The sequence below is a fragment of the Acinetobacter sp. IK31 genome, assembly GCF_035615195.1.
GTDB lineage: Bacteria > Pseudomonadota > Gammaproteobacteria > Pseudomonadales > Moraxellaceae > Acinetobacter > Acinetobacter calcoaceticus_C.
In genome coordinates this window covers 333157-355528 of record NZ_JANBOB010000033.1, presented here as the reverse complement: position 1 = coordinate 355528, position 22372 = coordinate 333157, and the positions used below count along the sequence as shown (strand labels likewise).

General features: G+C 39.7%; 15 protein-coding genes. 6 read left to right on the top strand and 9 right to left on the bottom strand.

The features are described 5' to 3' along the window. Nucleotides 1-117: 117 nt before the first annotated feature. From MSG66_RS18540 to sbnA, 7 genes are all read right to left on the bottom strand, one after another. Nucleotides 118-2358 (bottom strand): TonB-dependent receptor, encoded by a 2241-nt coding sequence (locus MSG66_RS18540; RefSeq protein WP_324654869.1) that lies wholly within the window; start codon nt 2356-2358, stop codon nt 118-120. Nucleotides 2359-2513: 155 nt separating this feature from the next. Continuing rightward, complete coding sequence (locus MSG66_RS18535; RefSeq protein ID WP_133972989.1) at nt 2514-3284, bottom strand: HpcH/HpaI aldolase family protein; 771 nt, start codon at nt 3282-3284, stop codon at nt 2514-2516. After that, nucleotides 3277-6804 carry an IucA/IucC family protein gene (locus tag MSG66_RS18530; RefSeq protein ID WP_324654868.1) on the bottom strand — a complete coding sequence of 1176 codons (3528 nt, stop codon included), beginning with the start codon at nt 6802-6804 and terminating at the stop codon, nt 3277-3279. Before MSG66_RS18530 ends, MSG66_RS18535 begins: the two co-directional genes overlap by 8 nt. Beyond that, nucleotides 6801-8006, bottom strand: a complete 1206-nt coding sequence (locus MSG66_RS18525; RefSeq protein WP_324654867.1) for an MFS transporter — start codon at nt 8004-8006, stop codon at nt 6801-6803. The genes MSG66_RS18530 and MSG66_RS18525 overlap by 4 nt, the downstream gene beginning before the upstream one ends. A gap of 3 nt (nt 8007-8009) precedes the next feature. Then, nucleotides 8010-9650, bottom strand: coding sequence for an IucA/IucC family protein (locus MSG66_RS18520; protein WP_324654885.1), 1641 nt, complete (start codon nt 9648-9650; stop codon nt 8010-8012). Nucleotides 9651-9721: 71 nt separating this feature from the next. After that, nucleotides 9722-10735 carry a 2,3-diaminopropionate biosynthesis protein SbnB gene (gene sbnB / locus MSG66_RS18515; protein ID WP_324654866.1) on the bottom strand — a complete coding sequence of 338 codons (1014 nt, stop codon included), beginning with the start codon at nt 10733-10735 and terminating at the stop codon, nt 9722-9724. Between the two features lie 21 nt (nt 10736-10756). Beyond that, nucleotides 10757-11761 (bottom strand): 2,3-diaminopropionate biosynthesis protein SbnA, encoded by a 1005-nt coding sequence (sbnA, locus tag MSG66_RS18510; RefSeq protein WP_042894001.1) that lies wholly within the window; start codon nt 11759-11761, stop codon nt 10757-10759. A 515-nt stretch (nt 11762-12276) separates the two neighbouring features. Here sbnA and MSG66_RS18505 point away from each other — a divergent pair. Then, nucleotides 12277-12381 (top strand): hypothetical protein, encoded by a 105-nt coding sequence (locus tag MSG66_RS18505; protein ID WP_262472232.1) that lies wholly within the window; start codon nt 12277-12279, stop codon nt 12379-12381. A gap of 20 nt (nt 12382-12401) precedes the next feature. On the opposite strand, the gene MSG66_RS18500 is transcribed toward MSG66_RS18505, so the two are convergent. Continuing rightward, nucleotides 12402-13418 (bottom strand): ABC transporter substrate-binding protein, encoded by a 1017-nt coding sequence (locus tag MSG66_RS18500; RefSeq protein ID WP_324654865.1) that lies wholly within the window; start codon nt 13416-13418, stop codon nt 12402-12404. After that, the gene (locus MSG66_RS18495) at nt 13419-14009 is read right to left on the bottom strand and encodes an ANTAR domain-containing response regulator (RefSeq protein ID WP_075431447.1); all 591 of its coding nucleotides are present in this window, start codon (nt 14007-14009) and stop codon (nt 13419-13421) included. Nucleotides 14010-14394: 385 nt separating this feature from the next. Between MSG66_RS18495 and MSG66_RS18490 the strand changes: the two genes are divergently transcribed. The 5 genes from MSG66_RS18490 to mobA are packed head-to-tail and all read left to right on the top strand — an operon-like array spanning nt 14395 to nt 22356. Continuing rightward, nucleotides 14395-14736: a hypothetical protein gene (locus tag MSG66_RS18490; protein WP_202741822.1), complete on the top strand. Its 342-nt coding sequence runs from the start codon at nt 14395-14397 to the stop codon at nt 14734-14736. Between the two features lie 11 nt (nt 14737-14747). Beyond that, nucleotides 14748-17294, top strand: a complete 2547-nt coding sequence (nirB, locus tag MSG66_RS18485; RefSeq protein WP_324654864.1) for a nitrite reductase large subunit NirB — start codon at nt 14748-14750, stop codon at nt 17292-17294. A 14-nt stretch (nt 17295-17308) separates the two neighbouring features. Further along, on the top strand, nt 17309-18931 hold the full coding sequence (nirD, locus tag MSG66_RS18480) for a nitrite reductase small subunit NirD (RefSeq protein ID WP_202741823.1): 1623 nt from the start codon (nt 17309-17311) through the stop codon (nt 18929-18931). 18 nt (nt 18932-18949) lie between these two features. Next, complete coding sequence (locus MSG66_RS18475; protein ID WP_324654863.1) at nt 18950-21730, top strand: molybdopterin-dependent oxidoreductase; 2781 nt, start codon at nt 18950-18952, stop codon at nt 21728-21730. Beyond that, nucleotides 21727-22356: a molybdenum cofactor guanylyltransferase gene (gene mobA, locus MSG66_RS18470; RefSeq protein ID WP_324654862.1), complete on the top strand. Its 630-nt coding sequence runs from the start codon at nt 21727-21729 to the stop codon at nt 22354-22356. Before MSG66_RS18475 ends, mobA begins: the two co-directional genes overlap by 4 nt. The last annotated feature ends 16 nt before the right edge of the window (nt 22357-22372 follow it).

Genomic DNA, 22372 nt, shown 5'->3' with positions numbered 1-22372 from the left:
CCCGACAGTCGGCTTCAAGCCAATAAAGAAAAGAAGGTAAGACTTAAATAATTTTTAAATAAAAAAAGGAGACCGTAATAGATCTCCTTTTTTGTGACACATACTATGTAATTTTAATTACCATTTATGGCTATAAGAAACTTTAAGCGTTGCCCCATTTGCCACTAAATGGCTAGTGTTATCGCTAGTTCTTAATAATTGACTATAGAGAGGGTAGTACTTACGATTAAACATGTTTTCTAAACCAATCGTCACAGTGTCTTTCTTGTTAAGCGCAAAGCTACTGATTAAATCGGCTGTTGTGTAAGACTTCACATCATAGCGACCAAAACCATTTACACCATTTAAGCGGTAATCTTCTGAACCGAAGTAAGTTGCTTGTAGACGGTTGGTCCAAGTTTCTGTTGGACTATAAGAAACGTAAGCTGTGAGTTTTAAAGGCGGTATACGGAAGCCCGTCATATCACGGTCTGTATCACTGCCTTGAGGTGTTTCGCGCCCCTTCATCCACGTTACACTACCACCAGTTCCCCAAACATTTGCATCATTAAGATAGTCAACAGTTGCTTCAACACCAGTTACTTTTTCTTTTGTTCTAGCAAGCACCAGACCATTGTTGAAAGATTGCACAGCCCCAAGATCAGATGTTGAGTGGAATACCGCTAAACTTGATGAGAAGTTATTGAAATTACCTTTCCAGCCCAGTTCGTAGTTATCAACTTTTACAGGTTCTAAAAATGATGAGCCAAGGTTAAAACCTTCACCAGCATTACGGATAATTAAACCTACATCAGGCAACTGAAAACCTTGGTTAAACGATGCATAGATCGAGTTTTGATCATTTGGAGAAAAGGTCACATTAGCATTGTATAACCATGCATCAGCTTTCACTTTTCCGCCTGGAACAGTGTAAGGGTTGGTCTTACCTAATTGTGATAATGGAACAAAACTATCAATTTGCGCATAGCTGTCTTCATAGCGTGTACCTGCTTCAGCTGACCATTGGTCATTAAAGCGGTGTTTTAACTGTATAAAACCGCCAACACTTTGCGTGGTGAGTTCGGGTAAATAAATGAGCTTGCCAGTTTTTACAAATTCTAGACCACCTGATTGATCATAAATTTGAGGGTCAAAAATATCTAAAGGCATTTCGCTTTTTTCACGGCTGAAGTCACCACCCCAAACCAATGATGTATCGCCTAAAAACTCAAGTGGTGTTGTAACAGTTAAGCGGCTACCGAGTACATTATTTTCTTGATAAATCTGGTCGACTTGTTTGCCACGGTTCGCATTTCCACGAGCATCAAATGGTGAAAAACGGGTAAAGAAGTCGCGGTAATAAATTTGAGCATCAACCTTATTACCCAATAAGTCTTTATTGGTATAGGTTAAATTGTATATTTGGTTTTCATTTTTATTTTGGTCTTTAAGCTTTAATCCTTTGATGGCTTTCGCTGGCACAGTTCCAACTGGAGCTTTTTTTACACTTGGGTCAGATGCATAATCTGAGTCTTGCTCGGCATTATAGTAGTTTGCTGCGAATTGTAGGTATTGATTGTCATCAATGTGATAACCAAGCTTACCGCCTACGCTGTAGCCATCGGAATCATAAAGGTCGCCCTGACTTGGTTCAGGTGCAACACGATCACCACTTGCATCGTACGGACTACCAATACGTTGATAACCAAAGTCGAGTGCATAATCAAAAGCGTTAAAGCTGCCTGTGAAATATTGATGAATATCTCCGCTTAGGGCATTAGAACGGAAATTTGTTAAAGGTGTTTGAAGTCCAACTACAGTGTTTGCTGTAGGTTCGCCACCCGCAGCTTTCGTGGTAATTGAAATAATACCGCCGGCAGCACCGCCGCCATAAATTGCATTACTGCCTCGAATGACTTCAATGTTGGCAATACTTTCTGGGTCAATTGAGGAAAGTCCGCGTGAAGTATCTCGTGTTAAGTTCATCGGCACGCCATCAACCAAGATGAGGGCATTACGACCACGCAAAGTTTGACCGTAATCGGTAATAGTACGGCTTGAGTCAGACAGGCCCGGTACAGCTTTTGCTAATACAGTCGCAATACTTCCAGATGAACCATTTCTTAAAAGTTCAATTTGTTTTTCATCTAGCTTGGTGACTTGCTTGGCAGAAGTAGAGAGTTCATCTGCACGTGAAGCGGAAATTGTAATTGTAGGAAGTGCTTCGGGCTTTTTTTCTGTTTCTGTTGGCTCAGAGGGTGAGACCGCGAAAGCAGAGTTTGAAAGAAAGATGAATCCACTAAGTGAAAGAAGTGGAATGATATTTTTTACTTCAGACTTTCTTGTAAAAAGTTTATTACTTTTTATCTTATTTCCCATTTTCTCGCCCTGAGAGTGATTTTAAATTGAGCGAATTATAAATGAGAATCATTGTAATTAACAACATTATTAATTGCTAAAAAAATAATATATTTGAAATTTATTCAATGAATTAGGGGAATAGGTATTTATTCCCCCAAAAAATTGAATAGCGATCAGATTTCTTTGAAGGTATTTAAATGATTTTGATGGGCACGGCGAATAATGCTTCGGTCATCACCGAGTACAAAAAGCTGAACAGATTGTTGTTTCCAAGCTGTTATATCTTCTGGCTTTCGGGGAATTGCGCAGAAATACTTATTGCTCATTTTTGTCTTTACATACATCTTTTGGACTTTTTCTTTGACCTTCGGATGGCTGGTTTCCCATGGTATTCCCATAGACTGAGAAAGGTCGGCTGCACCTTCAAGAATAATATCAATGCCGTCAACTTTTAAAATTTCATCAAGATGTTCTAGTCCTTCCAGGCTTTCAATCATGGCAACCACAACCGTCTCGTTTTTCGCTTGTTGAACAAAACTGGCTAAATCATCAATGCCATATCTATTTAATCTTGTCGAGTTAAGACCTCTTTGCCCAAGCGGCATATAGTGGCAATAATTCACAGCTTCTCGTGCCTGCTGGGCATTTTCAATACGCGGAAAAACAATGCCTGTTACCCCTGCATCAAGCAGAGGTAGAACTAAATGGTTGGCGTTTAAAGGCACTCTGACAAAAACATCAAGACTCATGGCTCTAGCGGCTAAAATCATGGTCTCGACTTGGGACGTGGTAAATAAAGTATGTTCTAAGTCGATAATAATAAAGTCATAGCCCGCAAGTGCCAGTTGCTCGACATTAATCGGAGACACTACGGAACAAAATATTCCGTAGAGCGTCTCGCCATTTGCTATTCGTTTCTTAAAAGAAATCGAATATTTATTCATATTCAATTTCCTTAATGAGACTTAGCGGGTTTGGTATGGTTTGTACTCTTAGGCGAATTTCCGGAAGGAAACGACGGCTTGCTAATTGTTCAATATCAATGGTGTCATCTGTAAAGTTGAACAATTCATATCGCTCGGCAAACTCTGGATGAGCTTCCTTGTGCTGATTGATGACGGTTCTTAACATGGTCCAGAATTTGATTTCATCGAAGTCATAATGCTCATTTAAGAAAATCGCTAACTCTGCCAAATTTACAAACCAAAGCGCATCTTGAGTAAAGTCTCTTAACTCATTTGGAGAATGGGTTTCCAAGAATGAGTTTGGGTTAATTTTGGCATGCTCTTTTGGCGCATCTTGTAAATTTGGTAGAAGGTCTGGCTCACGTAAAAGATGACGACTAAAACGAATCCCATCGTGGAAGTCTTTCAAAGCAGCTTTAACTGGTAAGCCATTTTTATGAATCAGAACCATATTTTGCGCATGTGACTCTAAAGCTAAGCCATGGCACCACAAAATATGCATGATAGGTAAATAAGCATTGGTGAGTAACTTTTCCAACCAGAACTCGATACCGTATTCTTGAATCCATTCATCAATTAGAGGCTTTTGGTCAATGTCGACTTGCATGAGGCCAGTTACCGGTGTTGCCGATTCACCTTCTTTTAAGTAACTGTAAATACTTTCGCGCCAAATGCAGGCGAGTGCGCCGTATTGAACAGGTAAAGCAATTTGCTGCTTAACTGAAAGTCCAGCAATCTCTCTTAAAATAACAGGCTTGCGATGCTTTTCTAAAATATGGTCTTGCTCGACAATTTTATAAAGCCAGTCACTCATTTTTGCAGCATTTTGAACGGTATGCGGTGCCAATACACGAGATGTAGATGTATTTACCAAATTCATTGCCAACTTGAGAGAAAGCGCTGAGATATCACTAATATTCGATAAAGTTCTGATCGATTGCTGTGGTAAATAAGTTGGACCTTCAATATCTAACGGGATGATGAGTTGGTTGCTAATTGCATCTTGATAATATAATTCAATAATTTTATCCCACTGCCACGGATGAATTGGGGTGAGGATATATTCCTGAAAATCTACATTGTTATCTTTTAATTGATCACTAATTGCTTGTAGATCTTTTTCTGAAAAATGCTGTTTATAAAGCTGCTCTAAGTTAATCGTTTCGCTTAAAACTAATTTACACAGACTGTTATGAGTCGCGACCCATTTGACTGGAAAGCCTTCAGAAAGCTCAGGTGCATATTTTTGGTTTTCTTTTAAATCGAAGCCGATACGAGACTTAAAACTCGGATGATATAGGTGTGCATTGGTAATTCGTGCTTCTTGTTCTAGGTAAGGCAGGGTTCTTAAAGGTTGAGCAGGTGCTTGGCTTAAAGTCTGCGCATGTTTAACGTAAGTTAAATTGAGTTCATCATTAAAGTTTTGCCATTTAACTGGGTCAGCTTCAATAATATTTTTTAGATCGGCAAGTAGCATTTTTAAGTTAGGGCGAGTTTCAGCGCCCAAAGTAATATCAGAACGGACTAGGCTTAAAGGATCTAACTTAATTCGTTTAAAGCTGAAATGTCGTTTAGCGGCGCATGTATAGAAAACTGTATCTGAAATATAAAACTTGATCTGACCTTTAGAAAGTTCATATTTAAAGGTATTTTCAAAAATGAGCGCTTCTAATAATTGGCTCATCACGCGATTTTCTGCAAGAGTCTTATAGTTGGCTTGCTGTGTCGGCTGAAGAGGGCAAAGGGCTTCTGCGCCGCGATATTTATAAATAGGGTTTTCAACTTCAATCCAGATTGGATTGCCACCACTGTGGTAGAGCGTATTTAACATATTTGCCTTGATTGGTAGTGTGAGTGAATTAATTAATAAATCGAGGTAGTGCTGGCCTTTGGCGGTAAATTTTTCTTGTGTGAGCGTAAGGCGTGTGGCTTCCCAAAGTTCAGATTCTTCAATCACCGTAACTCGCGCAATTGCACTGATGAGATGCGCAATGTGATTGATCACGAGGTAATATTTTAAAAAGGTCCAAGCATCTTTTTGAGAGAACCAAACGGTACTATCTTCAGAAATAGATGAGTCATCTTCTATCATTTCTGGAACAATACTAATGCCTTCCATATCTCGAAGAATAAGGCGATGTGGATAGCCATTTTTAAATTCCATTAAACTGTTTTGCATATGGGCTTCTACGCTAATGCCTTTATTTGCAAACAACTCAACTAATGGAATAAGTGAAACTTTAACGTACTGTTTCCACCAAAAAGTAATAAAGTCTTTAGCATCGTTCGATTGTAAATTTTGGTTGGGTGCAGCTTGCTGAATAAAGCTTAATAGAGGAATTTCATGATGTTCGTTTTCTTCGACCAAGCCACCGAGCATTCTGGTATTTTCTAGTACATCAGGTGTAAGTCCAGCTCTATAAATAATGCCAAATGAACTCTCAAGCTCTGGAATTTTGACTGTTTTCGCCTCTAACTCTGGCAGAATAACAAGGTCTGGATATTGCTCATTAATCTTGTGATTAATAATAATTTTGCTTGCATCAATTGCTCGTTCCATTTCATCCATTGGATTATTACGAATGAAACTGGTAATTCGCACATCAATTGAGAGCTTTAAGAATAGGTTCGATTGAGGTAACCACACCGTGCGAACGGAGGAGGTTGGCCATACGGTTTGGCCTAATGCACCCAGATGTATGATTTCTTGACTGTCTAAATGTTTCTTTAAAGACGAGTGTTGAAGCAAGAAATTGGCTTGCCACGGATGGGTCGGCATGAGCTCATAATTTGCTAAGTTCTCTTGCAAACGCTCTTTTGCAGTTTCTAAAACTTCGTTTTCAATACGATTAGATGGCTGCTCTTCGCTTACAAGCTTTTCGATTAAAGAAGAATGAACTGCAAAGTAGTGGAGTTGAAAACTTGCGCCTAACTCTGGGCTATACTTGTTCATGTCTTCTTTCGAAAAACCTAAATTGGCTTTCGAGGTCACATGAAAAGGGTGTCCATATAACATGCCTTGTTCAGTAGCTTGAAAACCACTCAGCTCTTTAGATGTTGTTAGGGATGGTTTATTTTCTAAAAAGAATTTTGTGTTCTCGATACTATTGGCAATATCGGAATAAAGGTTCTTGTTTTGGTTTTTGTCTTTGAATAGGTTATTTAACTCATCTGTAATGAGCTTCACTAACTTTTTAGGATCAGTTAGAGAGTCAAATGTATTGTCGCTTAAGTTTTGCAGAGCAAAGCCACGCTGATACCGATGGTAGCCAGTGGTGGAGAAGTGTTGAACTGCTCCGTAAACAATCGTATTTGATGCATTAAATGTGTAAGAAAAATAGATTGAGTTAGGCTGCTCTGCATCTTGTGTGAATAAAGGAGAATCTTGAGCTGAGATAATGTGCTCTTCAAGATCTACTTTAAGTTCACGAAAGAAAGTATTCAGGTACTGTTCGAAAAGTTTATAAGACCATGCATTGGTTGTAATAATTGAGTTCATTCTTGTGCCTCTTTTAAAATTGTATCCATTAAGAATCTGTTCAAAATCACCACTAAGCCCGCACCGATAAAAAATAAAGAGGTGCAGATTAATGCGGCTGTAATATTGAAAAATGAGTAGGTAAACGTGATGGTAATCGGACCAAAAAGTTGGCCTAAGACAAAAGCACTGTTAGAAATGCCAATCACTTTTCCTTGACTTTGAGTGCCAGCTTTTAGAGAAATCGTGTGTAAGATCGAAGGAATAAGCGCTGCAAAGCAAAAACCTTGTATGAGTCGTAATACGAGAATGAGCCAGAGATTGGACACCCATACCAACGCGAAAATCGTGATGCCACAAATTAAGGATGCATAAACGAAGTTATTAAAAGAATCTCCTTTATCATCATTTCTTTTTCCCCAATAGGTTGCCGCAATAAAAGCCGCTCCCCATGAAAGCGCATGGATTGTGCCCGTTAAGCTTGCAGCAGATAACGATGAGTGAATATTTTGGCTTATTTCACTAATGTATAAAACGAAGCAAGACACCAAACCAAACCCACCGGCTTGCACTAAGATGCCGGCACTTAGCCAAGAAAAAATTGTTCTATCAAAAAAGTCTGGAATTTTAGATTTTTCTTTGGTTTTTACAGCCTCAGTTTTAACTGGATTGGCTAATAAAAAGGATGCGATCACAATTAATGTAACTACAATAAATGCAGTAGCGTTGAGTAATAATTCAACTCGCCAGTGGTCCAAAAATATACCGCCGAGTACCGGACCACACAGGCAAGCTAGCGCAACACTACTTTGTAGTTGTCCAAAAGCGGCACCTCGTTGTTGTTCATTAGAAAGATATGAAACATAGGCATTTAAAATGACTGAAAGACCGCAAAAACCGAGTAAGATCCGCGCAAAAATAAATACAAATAAATGCTGTGCGCTCGCCATGAGCAGTATTGAAATACAAAAACCAGCCAGTGAAAGTAACAAGGCTTTTTTATGGCCAAACGTATCCGCTAAATGACCAACAATTGGTGCTGTAAATAAACTGCCAATAGCCGGAGCTGCGAGTGCCAAACCTGCCCAGATAGTGGGAGCACTCATATGCGCCGTCAGTTTTTCCATATAAAGCGGCATGATCGGAATCAGCACCATGAGCCCGAAAGTGGAAAAAAACTGGCAGAGCAAAATAATGAAATGATCTAGGCGAGATGAGCGCATGATTTAGATATCCATGGTCTCATAGCTAGAAACAGATAAGCTGTGATAAGGGTTTGGCGTGGTTCCTATTTTGCTTGGCATTCCTGTTGAGTCGCTTTCTTGAGCGAGTAAAGGCGTAAGTAGCTGTTTGAATGGCCAAGTTTTATTGTCGAAAAGATAGGTTTGAATCTGGGATTTTGTCTGTTCTGAAATCGGTTGGGTTTCTACAAAATCTTGAATAATGTCTTGAACCATTTCCCAGAAATCGCTTTCTGAACGATCTGTATATTTCAAGGTAGCTAAAGCAATTGGGTAGAGGTTAATTTGAATCCCTAATGTGATGAAGTAATTAAATAAGTCTTCATTTCTAGTAAAGATAAGATTGTTCGGCGTACTCGTGTCGATGGTATAGGTTGGAGGTGTGAAGCCACTTTCTTCAATTGCTGTCGTACATATTCTTAATGTATCGTGGTCACGTAAAATAAAGCATTTGAACTTATTATTTTCATAACACACCATGGTGTTTTGCCCATGGCATTCAGGCATGATTCCTTTTGCCCAAAGCGTTAAGAATGTTTGAATAAAATGGACACTTAGATCTTTTAATAGTGTCCATTTATCACCTTCAACGCCTAAAGCTTCCCAAGGGTCAACATAAGTACAGCTTAAAGCTGACATGGTAATTGGGGTGACGTCTTTATCTTGGCAAAAATCGGGTAAATGTCTGACTTGGCAACCGATTACACCTAAATTTTTTACAATGTGCTCTTGTTTACCCAGTACCCACCAGTGAGTTTCATTACTCAAAAAGAGACGATTTTTTAATAAAGGCGTTTCATTAATGACTTCATTTAAAAAATCATATGCTCTATGCCCATTCATTAAATAACGTCCCGGCATAGAACGGATCGCACCTAAAGTTTTGGCATTGGTCGATAGTTTTAAATGCAGATTAGGGTTTGCGTTATGAATAAGCGTTCTTAAAGATGAGGTCGGTAAACCAATTGTCGTGACATGGTTCAGGTCAATACCGTCATACTTATTTTCTTCAAATTTTAAATAGTGATGTTGAGTCTCTAATAAAGGAAGGGCTAAGTAGTCATCTGAAAGCTCGGCCATTTTTTCAGTAATATTATTGTCCTCAGCTTCTGATAACAGAAGCTCTTTATGAGGAATCGAATCCATATTGTTGATCACGTCATCTTTCTTAAAAGCCCACCAATACACTTCAATTTCTTTTTGAGTTGTGAGTGGTGCGAGTTCACCTTTTGAGTGGGCGAACGGATGAAATGGACGATCAGCAACTAGAGAGAGCAATTCACTTGTAATTAAAGGTGAGGAAAATGAAAGTGCTGACTGTAAAATTTGAGGGATTTTTTCAGCCGTTACTAAGTTGTCGAGCCAATAGTCAATTGCCTTTTGATGATGAGGTGAGGGCCACCAAGATGCTTTTGTTAAATAAGTAAAAACTTCAGAAATAGAAATTTTAGAAGTCGTATTACTCAAGAGGTTGTGAAGCAAAACTTCGGGTTGAGTAACGCAGAAAGGATTTACACCATCTACTTTTAAACAGCTGAAATAGAGTTCCGATGCATGATTTAGAGTAATTGCCAAATAAGGCTTTTTATAGGAAATATGATCTCTAAAATTTCCATAATTCTCCATGTAAAGGGCATCTATCGTTTTTTGTAGTTGAGCTGTGTAAATCCGATCTAACATTTTAGTTATTCCTATTCTTATAAAAGTGGTAGAACCGTGCCAATGTTTTGTTCTTGTGCGGCATTGAAGAACCATTTAGCGCAAACAATGTCGTCAATCGCCATGCCCATTGGGTTAAGCAAAATGATTTCATCTTCATGTTCGCGACCATTTTTATGGCCAATAATGATGTCGCCAAGTTCGGCATGCAGTTTTTCACGGCTGAATAAGCCATCTTCAACCAGTACGTTGATGACTTTCTTTTCTCGGTTTGATTGGTCCCAGTCATCTACAATCACTTTGTCAACTTTTAAGAACACTTCAGGTTCAATATCCATAATTGAAATATTGGAAACAAAGCAGCCCTTTTTAAGCCACTCAAACGGGATGTAAGGCTTATCTGAAACGGTACAGGTAATCAGCACATCTGCTTGCTGAATCGCAGACTTGGCACTGTCATGAATTTCAATTTCTAGATGTGGATATTCTGATAAGAACAATGCTTTGAGTTTTTCGGCAGCTTCAGGGTTCACATCAAATAAATGTATTTTTTTCACTTGAGCGTATTGTTCAAGTACAGTCTTAATCTGCATTTGAGCAATTGGTCCGCAGCCAATCACGGTAATGTCTGAAAAGTCTTTTTTCGCTAGATATTTAATCGAAACACCAGTAATTGCAGCAGTTCGCATTGCGCTAATTAAGCTGCCTTCCATCACTGCGACTGGGTAATTTGTTTCTGAATCATTCAGAACAATAAGCGCGCTGGCACGTGGAATATTGAATTTTTTAGGGTTATGTTGTCTTGAGCCAATCCATTTGATTCCAGCAATCGGGTCATTGCCGCCTAAATAACAAGGCATTGCAATAATACGGTCAGCAATATGATCTGCACCTTGCCAGCGGAGGTAAGGTTTTAAGGGTTGTACAAACTGTTTATTTGCATGCAGGGTTAAACCTTCGGTAATCGCTTCAATAAATGAATTGCTATGATTTGCGCCAAGATTTAATAAATCTGATTGACTCAGGTAACGAAGGGTAGCCAAATTGCTCATGAATATTTCCTAAGGAGAGGGTTAAACAACATTTTGTAAAGTAAGGTTTTCTTGACGTCGTAAGTTTCGATTGAAGTGACGTTTTTTGATCATTTCGAACCACTCATCTGCATAAACGAGATCTAGATAACGATCGCCGCGATCAGGCAGCAGCGTTAAGACACATGAACCTTCAGGAATGGTTGGAATGAGTTTTTTTATGGCTGAAATAGATGAGCCGCTTGAGCCGCCTGCAAAGATTCCTTCATGTTCAAGAAGTTCTCTGCAACCGACTGCCGATTCATAGTCATCCACATAAATGACATCATCAATTTCATCGGGAGAGAGTAGAGGGGGAACAGTACTTGCACCAATGCCCGGAATCTCGCGTGGACCAGAGGTACCACCAAACAAGACAGAGCCGACAATATCGACTGCAATCACTTTTAATTCGGGGAACTTTTCTTTAAGGCGGCGGGATACGCCCATAATCGTGCCAGAGGTACTTGCTCCAATCACGAGGTAATCAATTTTGCGATCTATTTGATTTATGATTTCTTCTGCTTCACCAAAATAGTGGCTTTTCCAGTTGTTTGGATTTGCGTATTGATTAATCCATACAGCATTTGGTAATTGTTCACATAGTCGCTTTACAGTATCAATTCTGGTTTTTAAATAGCCTCCATTTTGATCTTTCTCAGAGACCATATGGATATTGGCTTTGTAGAGCTTCAACATTTGTAAGTTTGCTGAAGCAATTTTAGGGTCAATAACGGCAGTAAATTTTAACCCATATATTTTGCATGCCATTGCGAGTGCGATGGCCAAGTTCCCTGAAGAACTTTCAACAATATGGCTATCTTTATTAATTGCTCCAGATTTTAGACCTTCCTGTAACATGAATAATGCTGGACGGTCTTTAATACTTCCTCCTGGGTTTAACAATTCCATTTTCGCAATCACTGAGATCGATTGATGCGTGAATAGCCTTGATAATTGTAATAGTGGCGTTTTACCTATGCAGTCGAGAATATTTTCATGGATCATGGTAGATCTTCTCAGGTTTTTATGTGTTGTGAATGATAATGATTATTAATTAAATTATCATTACTATTTGTAACAAGATTGTTGCAGTTTGTAATATGAAATTAAGGGTATTTATAGGATTTTTCACTAATTTTTTTTAAGTAATTATTTGAATCGTAATGTTTATATTTTATAGATGAGTTAATTAATAAACTTTTTAAATATAAGTAGATAGGCAGGAAATTACTTTTTGCTAAAAAAATAATTTAATGAGCATATGGTTTTGCAAACTAAAAGTGTTTTAAAAAATTAAAGTGGAAACCTATTCTGATTAACCTAATTTGAATGCTTTTTTTTCTGTGTCTATTAAGATTTTTATAGGAAGGAATGATAGGCAGAAAGTGCAATTTGCACTGCTTGTTTAAATTATAAGAATGGTAGAACGAAATTGATCAAGTGGCAGTTATTGATATGAAAATGTCTGAAAATGATAAGTTTAGATGGCTATGATGAGTTCTATAAGCGCTATATTTTGAATGGATCAATTGAGTCTAGAAAGTATAGTAATGTGTGTTTCGCATTTTGTCTTATGGGTCTTTCAAGCTGTCTTTTTTATAAAAGACAGCTTTTTTTATGACTGATTAATTGAAAATGCTAGAAGTTATAAACGTTGTCTAGCTTGATTATAAGCCTCAAGGTTAATACATTGATGACTCAATGTATTGATTTGAGCTTGCTCTAACTGAAGGTCATCCCACTTTTGCATTTGTTGGAAGAGCCAATAAAAATCTTCTACTTTTGGAAGTGCGCTTTCTTTTACCAAATGACGCACAATATCTTGAATCATGTAGTATTTGTCGACATGCACCTCTTCTGAGCAATGAAAACGAACAATTCCAGACTCGACCAATAATTTTAAAATTGGAGCAAAGTCTTCTAGTTCACTCAATTCTTGTTGAGCTTTCATAATTGCAGCAGTGAGTGCAATTAATGTTTGTGGATGTTGTTCAGCCCATTCCTGTGTTACGGCTAAAACTTTATCAGCCACAGTAGGAATAACGTTCTGACTTGAACAGATCATTTTGCTTAAACCAAGAAGCTCGCCTTGAGTATTCCAAGGTTCACCTACACAAAAACCATCTATCACATGTTTATCTAGTGCTTCGACCATATACGGTGGTGGTAAGGTTTTGAGCTGGATTGATTGAGCGAGTTTTGGGTTTGCTAGAGCTAACCATTCTCTTAAACAATAATGATGAATGGAGTGTTTAAACACATGAGCTAAAGAAATGGAATGATCTTGTTCAAGATAATCCGCTACTTTTTGAGCCGTTACTTGAGCCGTATCATTTTCTTGAAGTTTAAGTTGATGCGTTAATTTCTGGCTTAAGCTGATAAATGCACGATTTTCACTCAAAACAAGTGAAGTTTGTAGCGGCGTACCAATTTGATCTGACCCGACTGCAGCCGCAGGTAACATTGCAGATAAGCAGTGGGCTGCATCTAATAAACCAAAAGCAAGACGATCGCGAAGACTTGCCCAAGATGCTTCTTTAACTAATGTAACGTCTAAACCTACATCTTCAAAGAAGCCTTGTTGTTTAGCCCAAAGCAACGCAAGACAATCAAGCAAAGGAATATAGCCGAGTTGTAATTGAGTCTTTTCTAATGTGCTCATTTATTCATCCTTTAGTTGATTGCCAAGTAATTTTTGGGCGTCAAGTAAACGCCGTGCCATTTCTCCAATTGTAATACGGTGGCTCATGGCATTTTTTCTGAGGAGCTGAAATGCTGTATCTTCAGGAAGGCCATGGAGTTGCATCAGTAAAACTTTGGCTTTTTCAACATCTTTGCGGTCAGCGAGTTTGGTTTGAGCTTCTTTTAAGTCACCTTCGAGTTTTTTGTGTTTTTTATATTGCTCAATTGAGATTTCTAAAATGGTATGTAAGCGGGCAGGATCGATGCCATCGACAATATAAGCAGTTACTCCTGCATCGATGGCTTGTTTGATTGTGTCTTTATCTGAATTTTTGGTGAACAGTACGGTAGGCAGGTCATAGCTACTGACACAGCTTTCAATAATGTCACGGTGAGGATGATCCATATCAAGCAAGATCACATCAGCTTGTAAATGTTCTATGCGAAAGATATTCAAATGGTCCAAAGTAAGGCAGGCGACCACTTCAAAATCATTTTCAAGCAGACTTTTTCTTATATAGTCGGCTCGCGCATGATCATCATCAATAAGGGCTATTTTGAGTTTTGGCATAAGTTCAGAAAATCAGGCTAAGAAAATGCGCCAATACGACGCGTTTTTGTTATCAGTTTTTAAAGCAAGATTAGTGCCATAGAAAACTAAAGAAAAAATCAATATTTAATGGCACTTTAGCATGTTAAATGATCGGTCTGATCAATTTTGGTGCAAAAATACGGTTCATTTTGTAGCAAGGCGTATTTTTATTTAAACCATATAAGTGTGCAGTGATAGAGCAGGCGAAATCAGGTTTGTTTCTTTACTTACCTATTGAAAATTTATATCTATATGAAATTAAATATAAAAAATATTATTAGCTTAAATATTTAAAATATTGGCATGCAAAGTGCTTACTTAATTACAGGTCGAAGACGACCATGAGTTTTAAAGACGGCCAACGATGTCCGTTCTGATCGAGTTTGTGAGTGCAACCGTACACACAAAGAAGTTACGTTCAGTCGGAGTGAAGGTCATGTCTTTATTTTTATTGCATAAAAAAGTTACATCTGAATTATTTAATTTTTCAGTTTCAGCGATGCGAGCCTTCTCTATGAGGGGGCTCGCTTTTTTTATTTCTTTTTATGACTTTGCTGTGCATTGGGTGTCGTCAACGAGTGAAAAAAAATGGTTTCAAGCAGCTATACGCTTTGTGAGCTTGATTCGCTTCTCGGTAGAGCACAAAGCAAAAGAACAACGTCTATTTGAGAACGGAATAACGCAGCTTAAAAGCAACGTGATTTGAGGAGAAACACTATGAAATTGGTAATGATTGGTCATGGTATGGTGGGCCACAAATTCATCGAAGCCATTTTAGAAAAAGCAGATGATGAACTAGAAATCACTATCCTCGCGGAAGAACCTCGTATCGCGTATGACCGCGTACATTTAACTGAATATTTCTCAGGGAAATCGGCAAAAGATTTATCTTTGGCGCGTTTTGACTTTGCCGATGCACATGGCATTGACTTACGTCTAAATACAAAAGCAACTGCAATTGATATGGCTGCACAAACCGTAACAACCAACCATGGCGATGTGATTAGCTATGACAAATTGGTGTTGGCAACGGGTTCTTATGCCTTTGTTCCACCCATTCCGGGTAATGATCGCGAAAACTGTTTTGTTTACCGTACCATTGAAGACTTAGATGCGATTCGTGCAGCGAGTCTAAATGCTAAAACAGGCGTAGTCATTGGTGGTGGTTTGCTTGGTCTTGAAGCTGCTAAAGCTTTACGTGACTTAGAATTGGAAACACATGTTGTTGAGTTTGCGCCACGTTTGATGGCAGTTCAAATTGATGACTTGGGTGGCAAAGTCTTACGCCGAAAAATTGAAGATCTTGGCGTAAAAGTTCATACGCAAAAAGCGACTCAATGCATTGAATGCGGCGATAACACGACACATGTCATGAAGTTTGCTGATGGTAGTGAACTTGAAGCAGATATCATTTTATTCTCGGCAGGCATCCGCCCACGTGATGAACTCGCGCGTAATAGTGGTCTGGCGATTGGTGAACGTGGCGGTATCGTGATTAATGATTACTGTCAAACCTCAGATAACAACATTTACGCAATTGGTGAATGTGCGCTTTGGCAAAACAAAATCTATGGCTTGGTTGCACCGGGCTATGACATGGCACGTATTGCAGCAAAGCACATCTCAGATGAAGAATGTAACACTTTCGCTGGCGCGGACATGAGCACCAAGTTGAAGTTGATGGGTGTTGATGTTGCCTCTGTTGGTGATGCACATGCCATGACTCCAGGCGCATTAAGCTACTTCTATGCAGATGAGCATGCACTGGTTTATAAAAAGATTGTTGTAAATGCGGACAAAACTAAATTGCTTGGTGCAGTTTTGGTCGGCGATGCCAAAGAATATAACGACCTTTTACAAATGATGCTGAATGGTCTGGCGTTACCAGAAGTACCTGAAAGTTTAATCATGCCGGGCTTTGAACAATCAGCAGGTAAATCTGGTGGTAGCGGTGTAGATTTACTGCCAGACAGCGCAACCATCTGTTCATGTAACAACGTATCAAAAGCGGACATCTGCCAAGCAATTAGTGATGGTTCGACTTCTTTAGGTGCATTAAAGAAATGCACCAAAGCAGCAACTGCATGTGGTGGTTGTGCACCATTAGTGACTCAAGTTTTAAAGTCAGAGTTACAACGTCAAGGTGTAACCGTTAACAACCACATTTGCGAACATTTCCCGTACTCACGTCAAGAGTTACATCACTTGGTTCGTGTTAATGAAATCAAAACTTTTGATGATTTGATTCACCAGCATGGCCACGGTTTGGGTTGTGATATTTGTAAACCGACTGCGGCAAACATCTTGGCTTCTTGCTGGAATGATTTCGTACTTGAGCCAAGCCATGCTGGTCTACAAGACAGTAACGACTACTACTTGGGTAACATTCAAAAAGATGGTTCTTACTCGGTTGTACCACGTATGGCAGGCGGTGAAGTGACTCCTGATGGTTTGATTGCTATTGGTCAAATCGCGAAAAAATATAACCTTTATACCAAAATTACTGGTGGTCAACGTGTTGACATGTTCGGTGCACAAGTTCACGAGCTTCCATTCATTTGGGAAGAGTTGAATGCTGCCGGCTTTGAGTCGGGTCATGCCTACGGTAAGTCATTACGTACTGTGAAATCTTGTGTCGGTAGCACTTGGTGCCGTTACGGTGTAGACAACTCGGTTGGTTTAGCGATTGAGCTTGAAAACCGCTACAAAGGTTTACGTTCACCACATAAGTTAAAAATGGCGGTGTCTGGCTGTACACGTGAGTGTGCGGAAGCGCAAGGTAAAGACGTGGGTATTATCGCGACTGAAAAAGGTTGGAACCTTTATGTTTGTGGTAACGGTGGTATGAAACCGCGCCATGCAGAATTGCTTGCATCTGACCTCGATAAAACAACGCTTATCCGTTATATCGACCGTTTCTATATGTTCTACATCCAAACCGCAGACCGTTTACAACGTACCAGTGTGTGGCGTGACAACATGGAAGGCGGGCTAGATTACCTTAAATCTGTAGTTGTTGATGACTCTCTTGGTTTAGCTGCTGAGCTTGAGCGCCGTATGGAACACATCATTGGAACCTACCAAGATGAATGGCGTACTGCGGTAGAAAACCCTGAAGTCCGTAAACGCTTCCAGACTTATATCAATGCAGGCGCGAGTGAACAGGCCGATCCACACATCCAATTTACCACTGAACGTGGTCAAATCCGACCATTATCAGACGTTGAGCGTTCAGAAGACCGTATTCCAATGGTTGAAGCATAAGAAGGAGAATTTCTATGAATATTGTACAAGACAAAAATATGCTTCCTGATGATCAATGGATTGATGTGTGTGCACTAGATGATTTAACCCCAAACACTGGCGCGGGCGCGCTAGTGGGTGATCAAGCAGTTGCAATCTTTAGAGTTGGACATGAAAAACGCGTTTATGTGTTAAGCAATAAAGATCCGTTTAGCCAAGCAAATGTCATGAGCCGCGGCATTATTGGTGATTTACAAGGCGAACGTGTGATTGCATCACCGATTTATAAACAACACTTTAGTTTGGCAACTGGTCGCTGTTTAGAGGATAAAGATCAAAAACTTTCAGTTTATCCAAGCAAAATTGTTGATGGTCGTGTTTTGATCAACCCCGTGCCACAAAAAACTTATATTACCAATACAGGTGTCTCTCAAGACAAACTGAAATTGGTACTGATTGGCAATGGCTTAGCAGGTATGCGTTGCCTAGAAGATTTACTCGACATGGCGCCAGATCGTTATGAAGTCACGGTCATTGGTGAAGAACCTTGGGGTAACTACAACCGTATTATGTTATCTCCGGTTTTATCGGGTGAAAAAACCATTGAAGACATTATGCTGCACCCACCAAAGTGGTATAGCGACAAAGGCATCAAGTTTATTGCTGGTGACAAGGCCGTAAAAATTGATCGTCCACGTAAAGTGGTTTACACCGAAAAAGGTCAGACGGTTGATTATGACCGTTTGATCTTGGCAACCGGTTCGGCGCCATTTATTCCTCCAGTTCAAGGAATAGATTTAAAGGGCGTTTTAACTTTCCGTGATATTTATGATGTTAACACCATGATTGAATACTGCGGTTCAAAAACCAATGCAGTGGTGATTGGCGGTGGTTTACTCGGTTTGGAAGCAGCTTACGGTTTAAAACAACGCGGTATGAATGTGACCGTGCTGCATTTGATGGACCGTATTATGGAGCGTCAACTCGACGGCCGTGCGAGTCAGTTACTGCGTCACAGCATTGAACAAAAGGGCATTAATATTATTACCGAAGCCAATACAGAAGCATTGGTGGGTGATGAAAATGGTCATGTAAAACAAATTCGACTAAAAGACGGTACTGTTTTAGATGCAGACCTTGTGGTTTTTGCAGTGGGAATCAGACCAAATATTAGCTTGGCGCAAAGTGCAGGTTTACGTTGTAACCGCGGGGTATTGGTGAATGACACCATGCAAACCTTTGACCCAAGTATTTACGCGGTGGGTGAGTGTATTGAACACCGTGGACAGACCTTTGGTTTGGTTGAACCATTATGGGGCCAAGCTTTTATCTGTGCGACGCACTTGGCTGAGCACGGTAGCTTGACCTTTAAGGCGCCGACTGTACCGACTCAATTAAAAGTCAGTGGTGTCGATGTATTCTCTGCGGGTAATTTTGAACCTAAAGATGATTATGAAGATATTATCCTGAACGATGAAAAACGCCAGATTTACAAACGCATTATTATTCAAAGCGATAAAGTGATTGGTGCAGTTTTGTTTGGTGATACTGAAGATGGCATGTGGTATGCAGAGTTAATTGCAGATCAAACCCCTGTTTCGTTATTCAGAAATAAACTGTTGTTTGGTCGAGATTTTGCATTAAAAAATGCAGGCTAAATAGGGAAAGGAGCAGTTATGAACAGTATTCCAAGCGTTGAAATCGATAGCTCCGATCATGTTGCAAAAACAACTAAAACAACATGTCCATATTGTGGTGTTGGTTGCGGTGTCAGTGTACACGTTCAACAAAATCCTCAAGGGCCTCTAGTTCAAGTTGAGGGGGATGCAGAGCATCCTTCCAATTTTGGACGCTTATGCATTAAAGGTAGCCGTCTTGCGGACACATTGGGGTTAGAAACACGTGTTTTACAGCCAATGATGGGGCGTAAGTCTCAACGGACTGTAACTACATGGGACGATGCAATCGATAAGATTGCCGATAAATTTCAGTCATGTATCGACAAATATGGCCGTGACAGCATCGCCTTTTATGTTTCAGGACAGTTGCTTACCGAAGACTATTATGTTGTTAACAAGTTTGTAAAAGGCTATTTAGGTACAGCGAACATCGACACCAACTCAAGGTTATGTATGTCATCAGCAGTAGCTGGACATAAACGTAGCTTTGGTGAAGATCTTGTACCAGCAAGCTATGAAGATTTTGAACATGCAGATATGGTGGTATTGGTGGGTTCCAATACTGCATGGTGTCATCCGGTACTTTATCAACGGATTATGCAGGCAAAGAGCCAAAACCCAGATATGTTTGTGGTGGTGATTGACCCACGCTTTACCAGTACCTGTGAACAAGCCGATTTGCACTTGCCGATTTTACCGGGCCAAGATGTCGCCTTGTTTAATGGTCTATTTCAATATCTATATCAAAATGGTCATGTCGATCAAGCTTTTGTCGACGCTTACACCGAAGGCTTACAAGAAGTTTTGGCAAGCAGTCAACCAGAAATGGATATTGCATACGTTGCAAAACGTAGCGGCATCTCTTTAGACAAATTGCAGCAGTTCTTTGAGAAATTCGCTCAAACTGAAAAAGTGGTAACACTATTTTCAATGGGTGTAAATCAGTCAAGTCAGGGTGTAAATAAAGCCAATAGTATTATTAACTGTCATTTACTCACTGGAAAAATTGGCAAACTGGGTGCAGCACCATTTTCAATGACAGGGCAACCCAATGCGATGGGTGGTCGTGAAGTGGGTGGTTTGGCAAATATGCTGGCAGCTCACATGGATTTAGATAACCCACTGCATCAAAAAGTGGTTCAAACCTTTTGGGATAGCCCATTTATTGCTAATCAAGCTGGTTTAAAAGCAGTTGATCTGTTCCGTGCTGTTGAAGCTGGAAAAATTAAAGCAATCTGGATTATGGCAACCAATCCTGTTGTAAGTTTGCCTGATGCAGACCAAGTAAAACGTGCATTAGAAAAATGTGAGTTGGTCGTGGTGTCAGATATTTGTGCAGATACTGATACGACAGCATATGCTGATATTTTGCTTCCTGCCTTAGGTTGGGGAGAAAAAGACGGTACAGTAACTAACTCTGAACGCCGTATTTCACGTCAACGAGCTTTTTTACCTGCTCCGGGTGAAGCAAAAGCAGATTGGTGGTCAGTCAGCCAAGTTGCGAAAAAATTAGGCTTTAATGGTTTTGACTTTGCGGATGCAAGTGACATTTTTAATGAGCATGCCGCACTATCTGCACAAGATAATGTAGATATTGATGCACGTGAAGAAAGTAATACATTCCGTTATTTCAACCTGAAAGGTTTAACGGACCTAACTGTAGCCGAATATGATGCTTTAGAACCGATTCAATGGCCAGTATGGAACAAAAACCAAGACATTAAAAAGGTTCAACAACTGTTTAGTAAGGGCCAGTTTAGCCATAAAAATGCAAAGGCAAAACTGATTCCAACCGTTGCAATTGATCCAGTTCATGCAGTTTCAGAAGACTATCCACTCATTTTGAATACGGGGCGTATTCGTGATCAGTGGCATACCATGACCCGTACTGGCTTGTCAGCAAACTTGACGAGTCACCGTGCGGAACCATTCTGTGAGATACATCCAAGCGATGCATTAAAGTTTGGTGTACGTGATCAAGGCTTGGGTGAAGTCCGTTCGAAATGGGGCAGTTGTGTTCTGCGTGTGACATTCTCATCGGGTGTACGTCGTGGGCAAATTTTCGCACCTATTCACTGGACTGAACAAGTTGCCTCCGATGCCCGTATTGGTAAAGTCGTCAATCCTGAAGTTGATGCAATTTCGGGCGAGCCTGAATTTAAGCATACACCTGTCACCATTCAACCGTTTTATACAGCATGGCAAGGCGTGTTATATATCCGTGAAGGTTTCGACTCACATATTCAAGAATCGCTACATCACTGTGCATGGTGGACCAAGGTCAAAATGGTAAAAACCAACCGCTATGAACTTGCAGATCGCCAAACTTTTCATGATACTCAAAAGAACCTGAAAAGCTTTTTACCATTTGCAGATGAAACTTTTGAATGGTTAAGCATAGAAGATATTTCTTCTCAACTCAGCCACAGCATTATTTTGAAAGATGGCATCGTAATTGCAAGTTTATATATTGCACCAGCAGATTTATTGCCAGACCGTGACTGGGTGGCAAGTCTATTTAAGCGTGAACGTTTAAGTGCATTACACCGAAAAGCGTTACTGGCTGGCATGCCAATGTCTGCTACAAATAATGATGGGCCTTTAGTATGTAGTTGTTTTAAAGTGGGTAAGAACAAAATTATCGAAGCGATAAAAACTCAAAATATTACACATGAAAAACAAGTCACTGCTTGTTTAAAAGCAGGAGGAAACTGTGGTTCATGTTTACCTGAAATCCGTGGCTTGATTAAAGCTTGCCAACAGGAGGTGGAAGTGTGAATAAGGGATATCCCGTAACTGATCTAGTCATTCTGGCGGGTGGACAGGCCCGCCGTATGAACGGTTTAAATAAGTTGTTGCAGCAATTTGATGGTGAAACACAACTTTTTAAAATTCATCAAAAATTAAAATTATCGGTGTCTGAAATTTGGGTCAATAGTCATCGTGACTATTCAATTTATCAGAGTATCGTACCTGATATTCGTTGTTATCAAGATGATGCATCAGGTTTTTTAGGCCCGCTTATGGGAATGAAAAGTGCATGGTCGAATGTTGAGGCAGATTATGTTTTGTTCATTCCTTGTGATGTGACTTATGTACCTACGCAAGTTGTTGCAAAATTACATCATGCGATACGCAAAAATAAACAAGCTCAAGCGGCCTATGTTTCAATCAATGGGGATGCGCTGTATCCATTTTGTTTATTAAAACGCGAAAGTCTGGCAACCATAGCCCAGCAAATTGAAAAACAACAATTGAGTTTGAAGGAATGCTTTAAATTGTTGCATGCACAAGTTGCCGTATTTCAGAAACAAAACTTATTTTTTCATAGCATCAATTCGTTGGATGAACTTCAACAATATAAGCAAATCAAAGCGTTTAAAGAGATTTTTACAACAAGCTAAGTGTTCATCATAAATT

Bases quoted from the DNA above. Each gene is read 5' to 3' on its own strand.
- MSG66_RS18525 (WP_324654867.1), bottom strand. From the start codon at position 8,006: ATGCGCTCATCTCGCCTAGATCATTTCATTATTTTGCTCTGCCAGTTT.
- MSG66_RS18500 (WP_324654865.1), bottom strand. From the start codon at position 13,418: ATGAGCACATTAGAAAAGACTCAATTACAACTCGGCTATATTCCTTTG.
- MSG66_RS18505 (WP_262472232.1), top strand. From the start codon at position 12,277: ATGGATCAATTGAGTCTAGAAAGTATAGTAATGTGTGTTTCGCATTTT.
- MSG66_RS18535 (WP_133972989.1), bottom strand. From the start codon at position 3,284: ATGAATAAATATTCGATTTCTTTTAAGAAACGAATAGCAAATGGCGAG.
- MSG66_RS18530 (WP_324654868.1), bottom strand. From the start codon at position 6,804: ATGAACTCAATTATTACAACCAATGCATGGTCTTATAAACTTTTCGAA.
- MSG66_RS18495 (WP_075431447.1), bottom strand. From the start codon at position 14,009: ATGCCAAAACTCAAAATAGCCCTTATTGATGATGATCATGCGCGAGCC.
- MSG66_RS18475 (WP_324654863.1), top strand. From the start codon at position 18,950: ATGAACAGTATTCCAAGCGTTGAAATCGATAGCTCCGATCATGTTGCA.
- sbnB (WP_324654866.1), bottom strand. From the start codon at position 10,735: ATGAGCAATTTGGCTACCCTTCGTTACCTGAGTCAATCAGATTTATTA.
- nirD (WP_202741823.1), top strand. From the start codon at position 17,309: ATGAATATTGTACAAGACAAAAATATGCTTCCTGATGATCAATGGATT.
- MSG66_RS18520 (WP_324654885.1), bottom strand. From the start codon at position 9,650: ATGGAGAATTATGGAAATTTTAGAGATCATATTTCCTATAAAAAGCCT.
- nirB (WP_324654864.1), top strand. From the start codon at position 14,748: ATGAAATTGGTAATGATTGGTCATGGTATGGTGGGCCACAAATTCATC.
- MSG66_RS18540 (WP_324654869.1), bottom strand. From the start codon at position 2,358: ATGGGAAATAAGATAAAAAGTAATAAACTTTTTACAAGAAAGTCTGAA.
- MSG66_RS18490 (WP_202741822.1), top strand. From the start codon at position 14,395: ATGTCCGTTCTGATCGAGTTTGTGAGTGCAACCGTACACACAAAGAAG.
- sbnA (WP_042894001.1), bottom strand. From the start codon at position 11,761: ATGATCCATGAAAATATTCTCGACTGCATAGGTAAAACGCCACTATTA.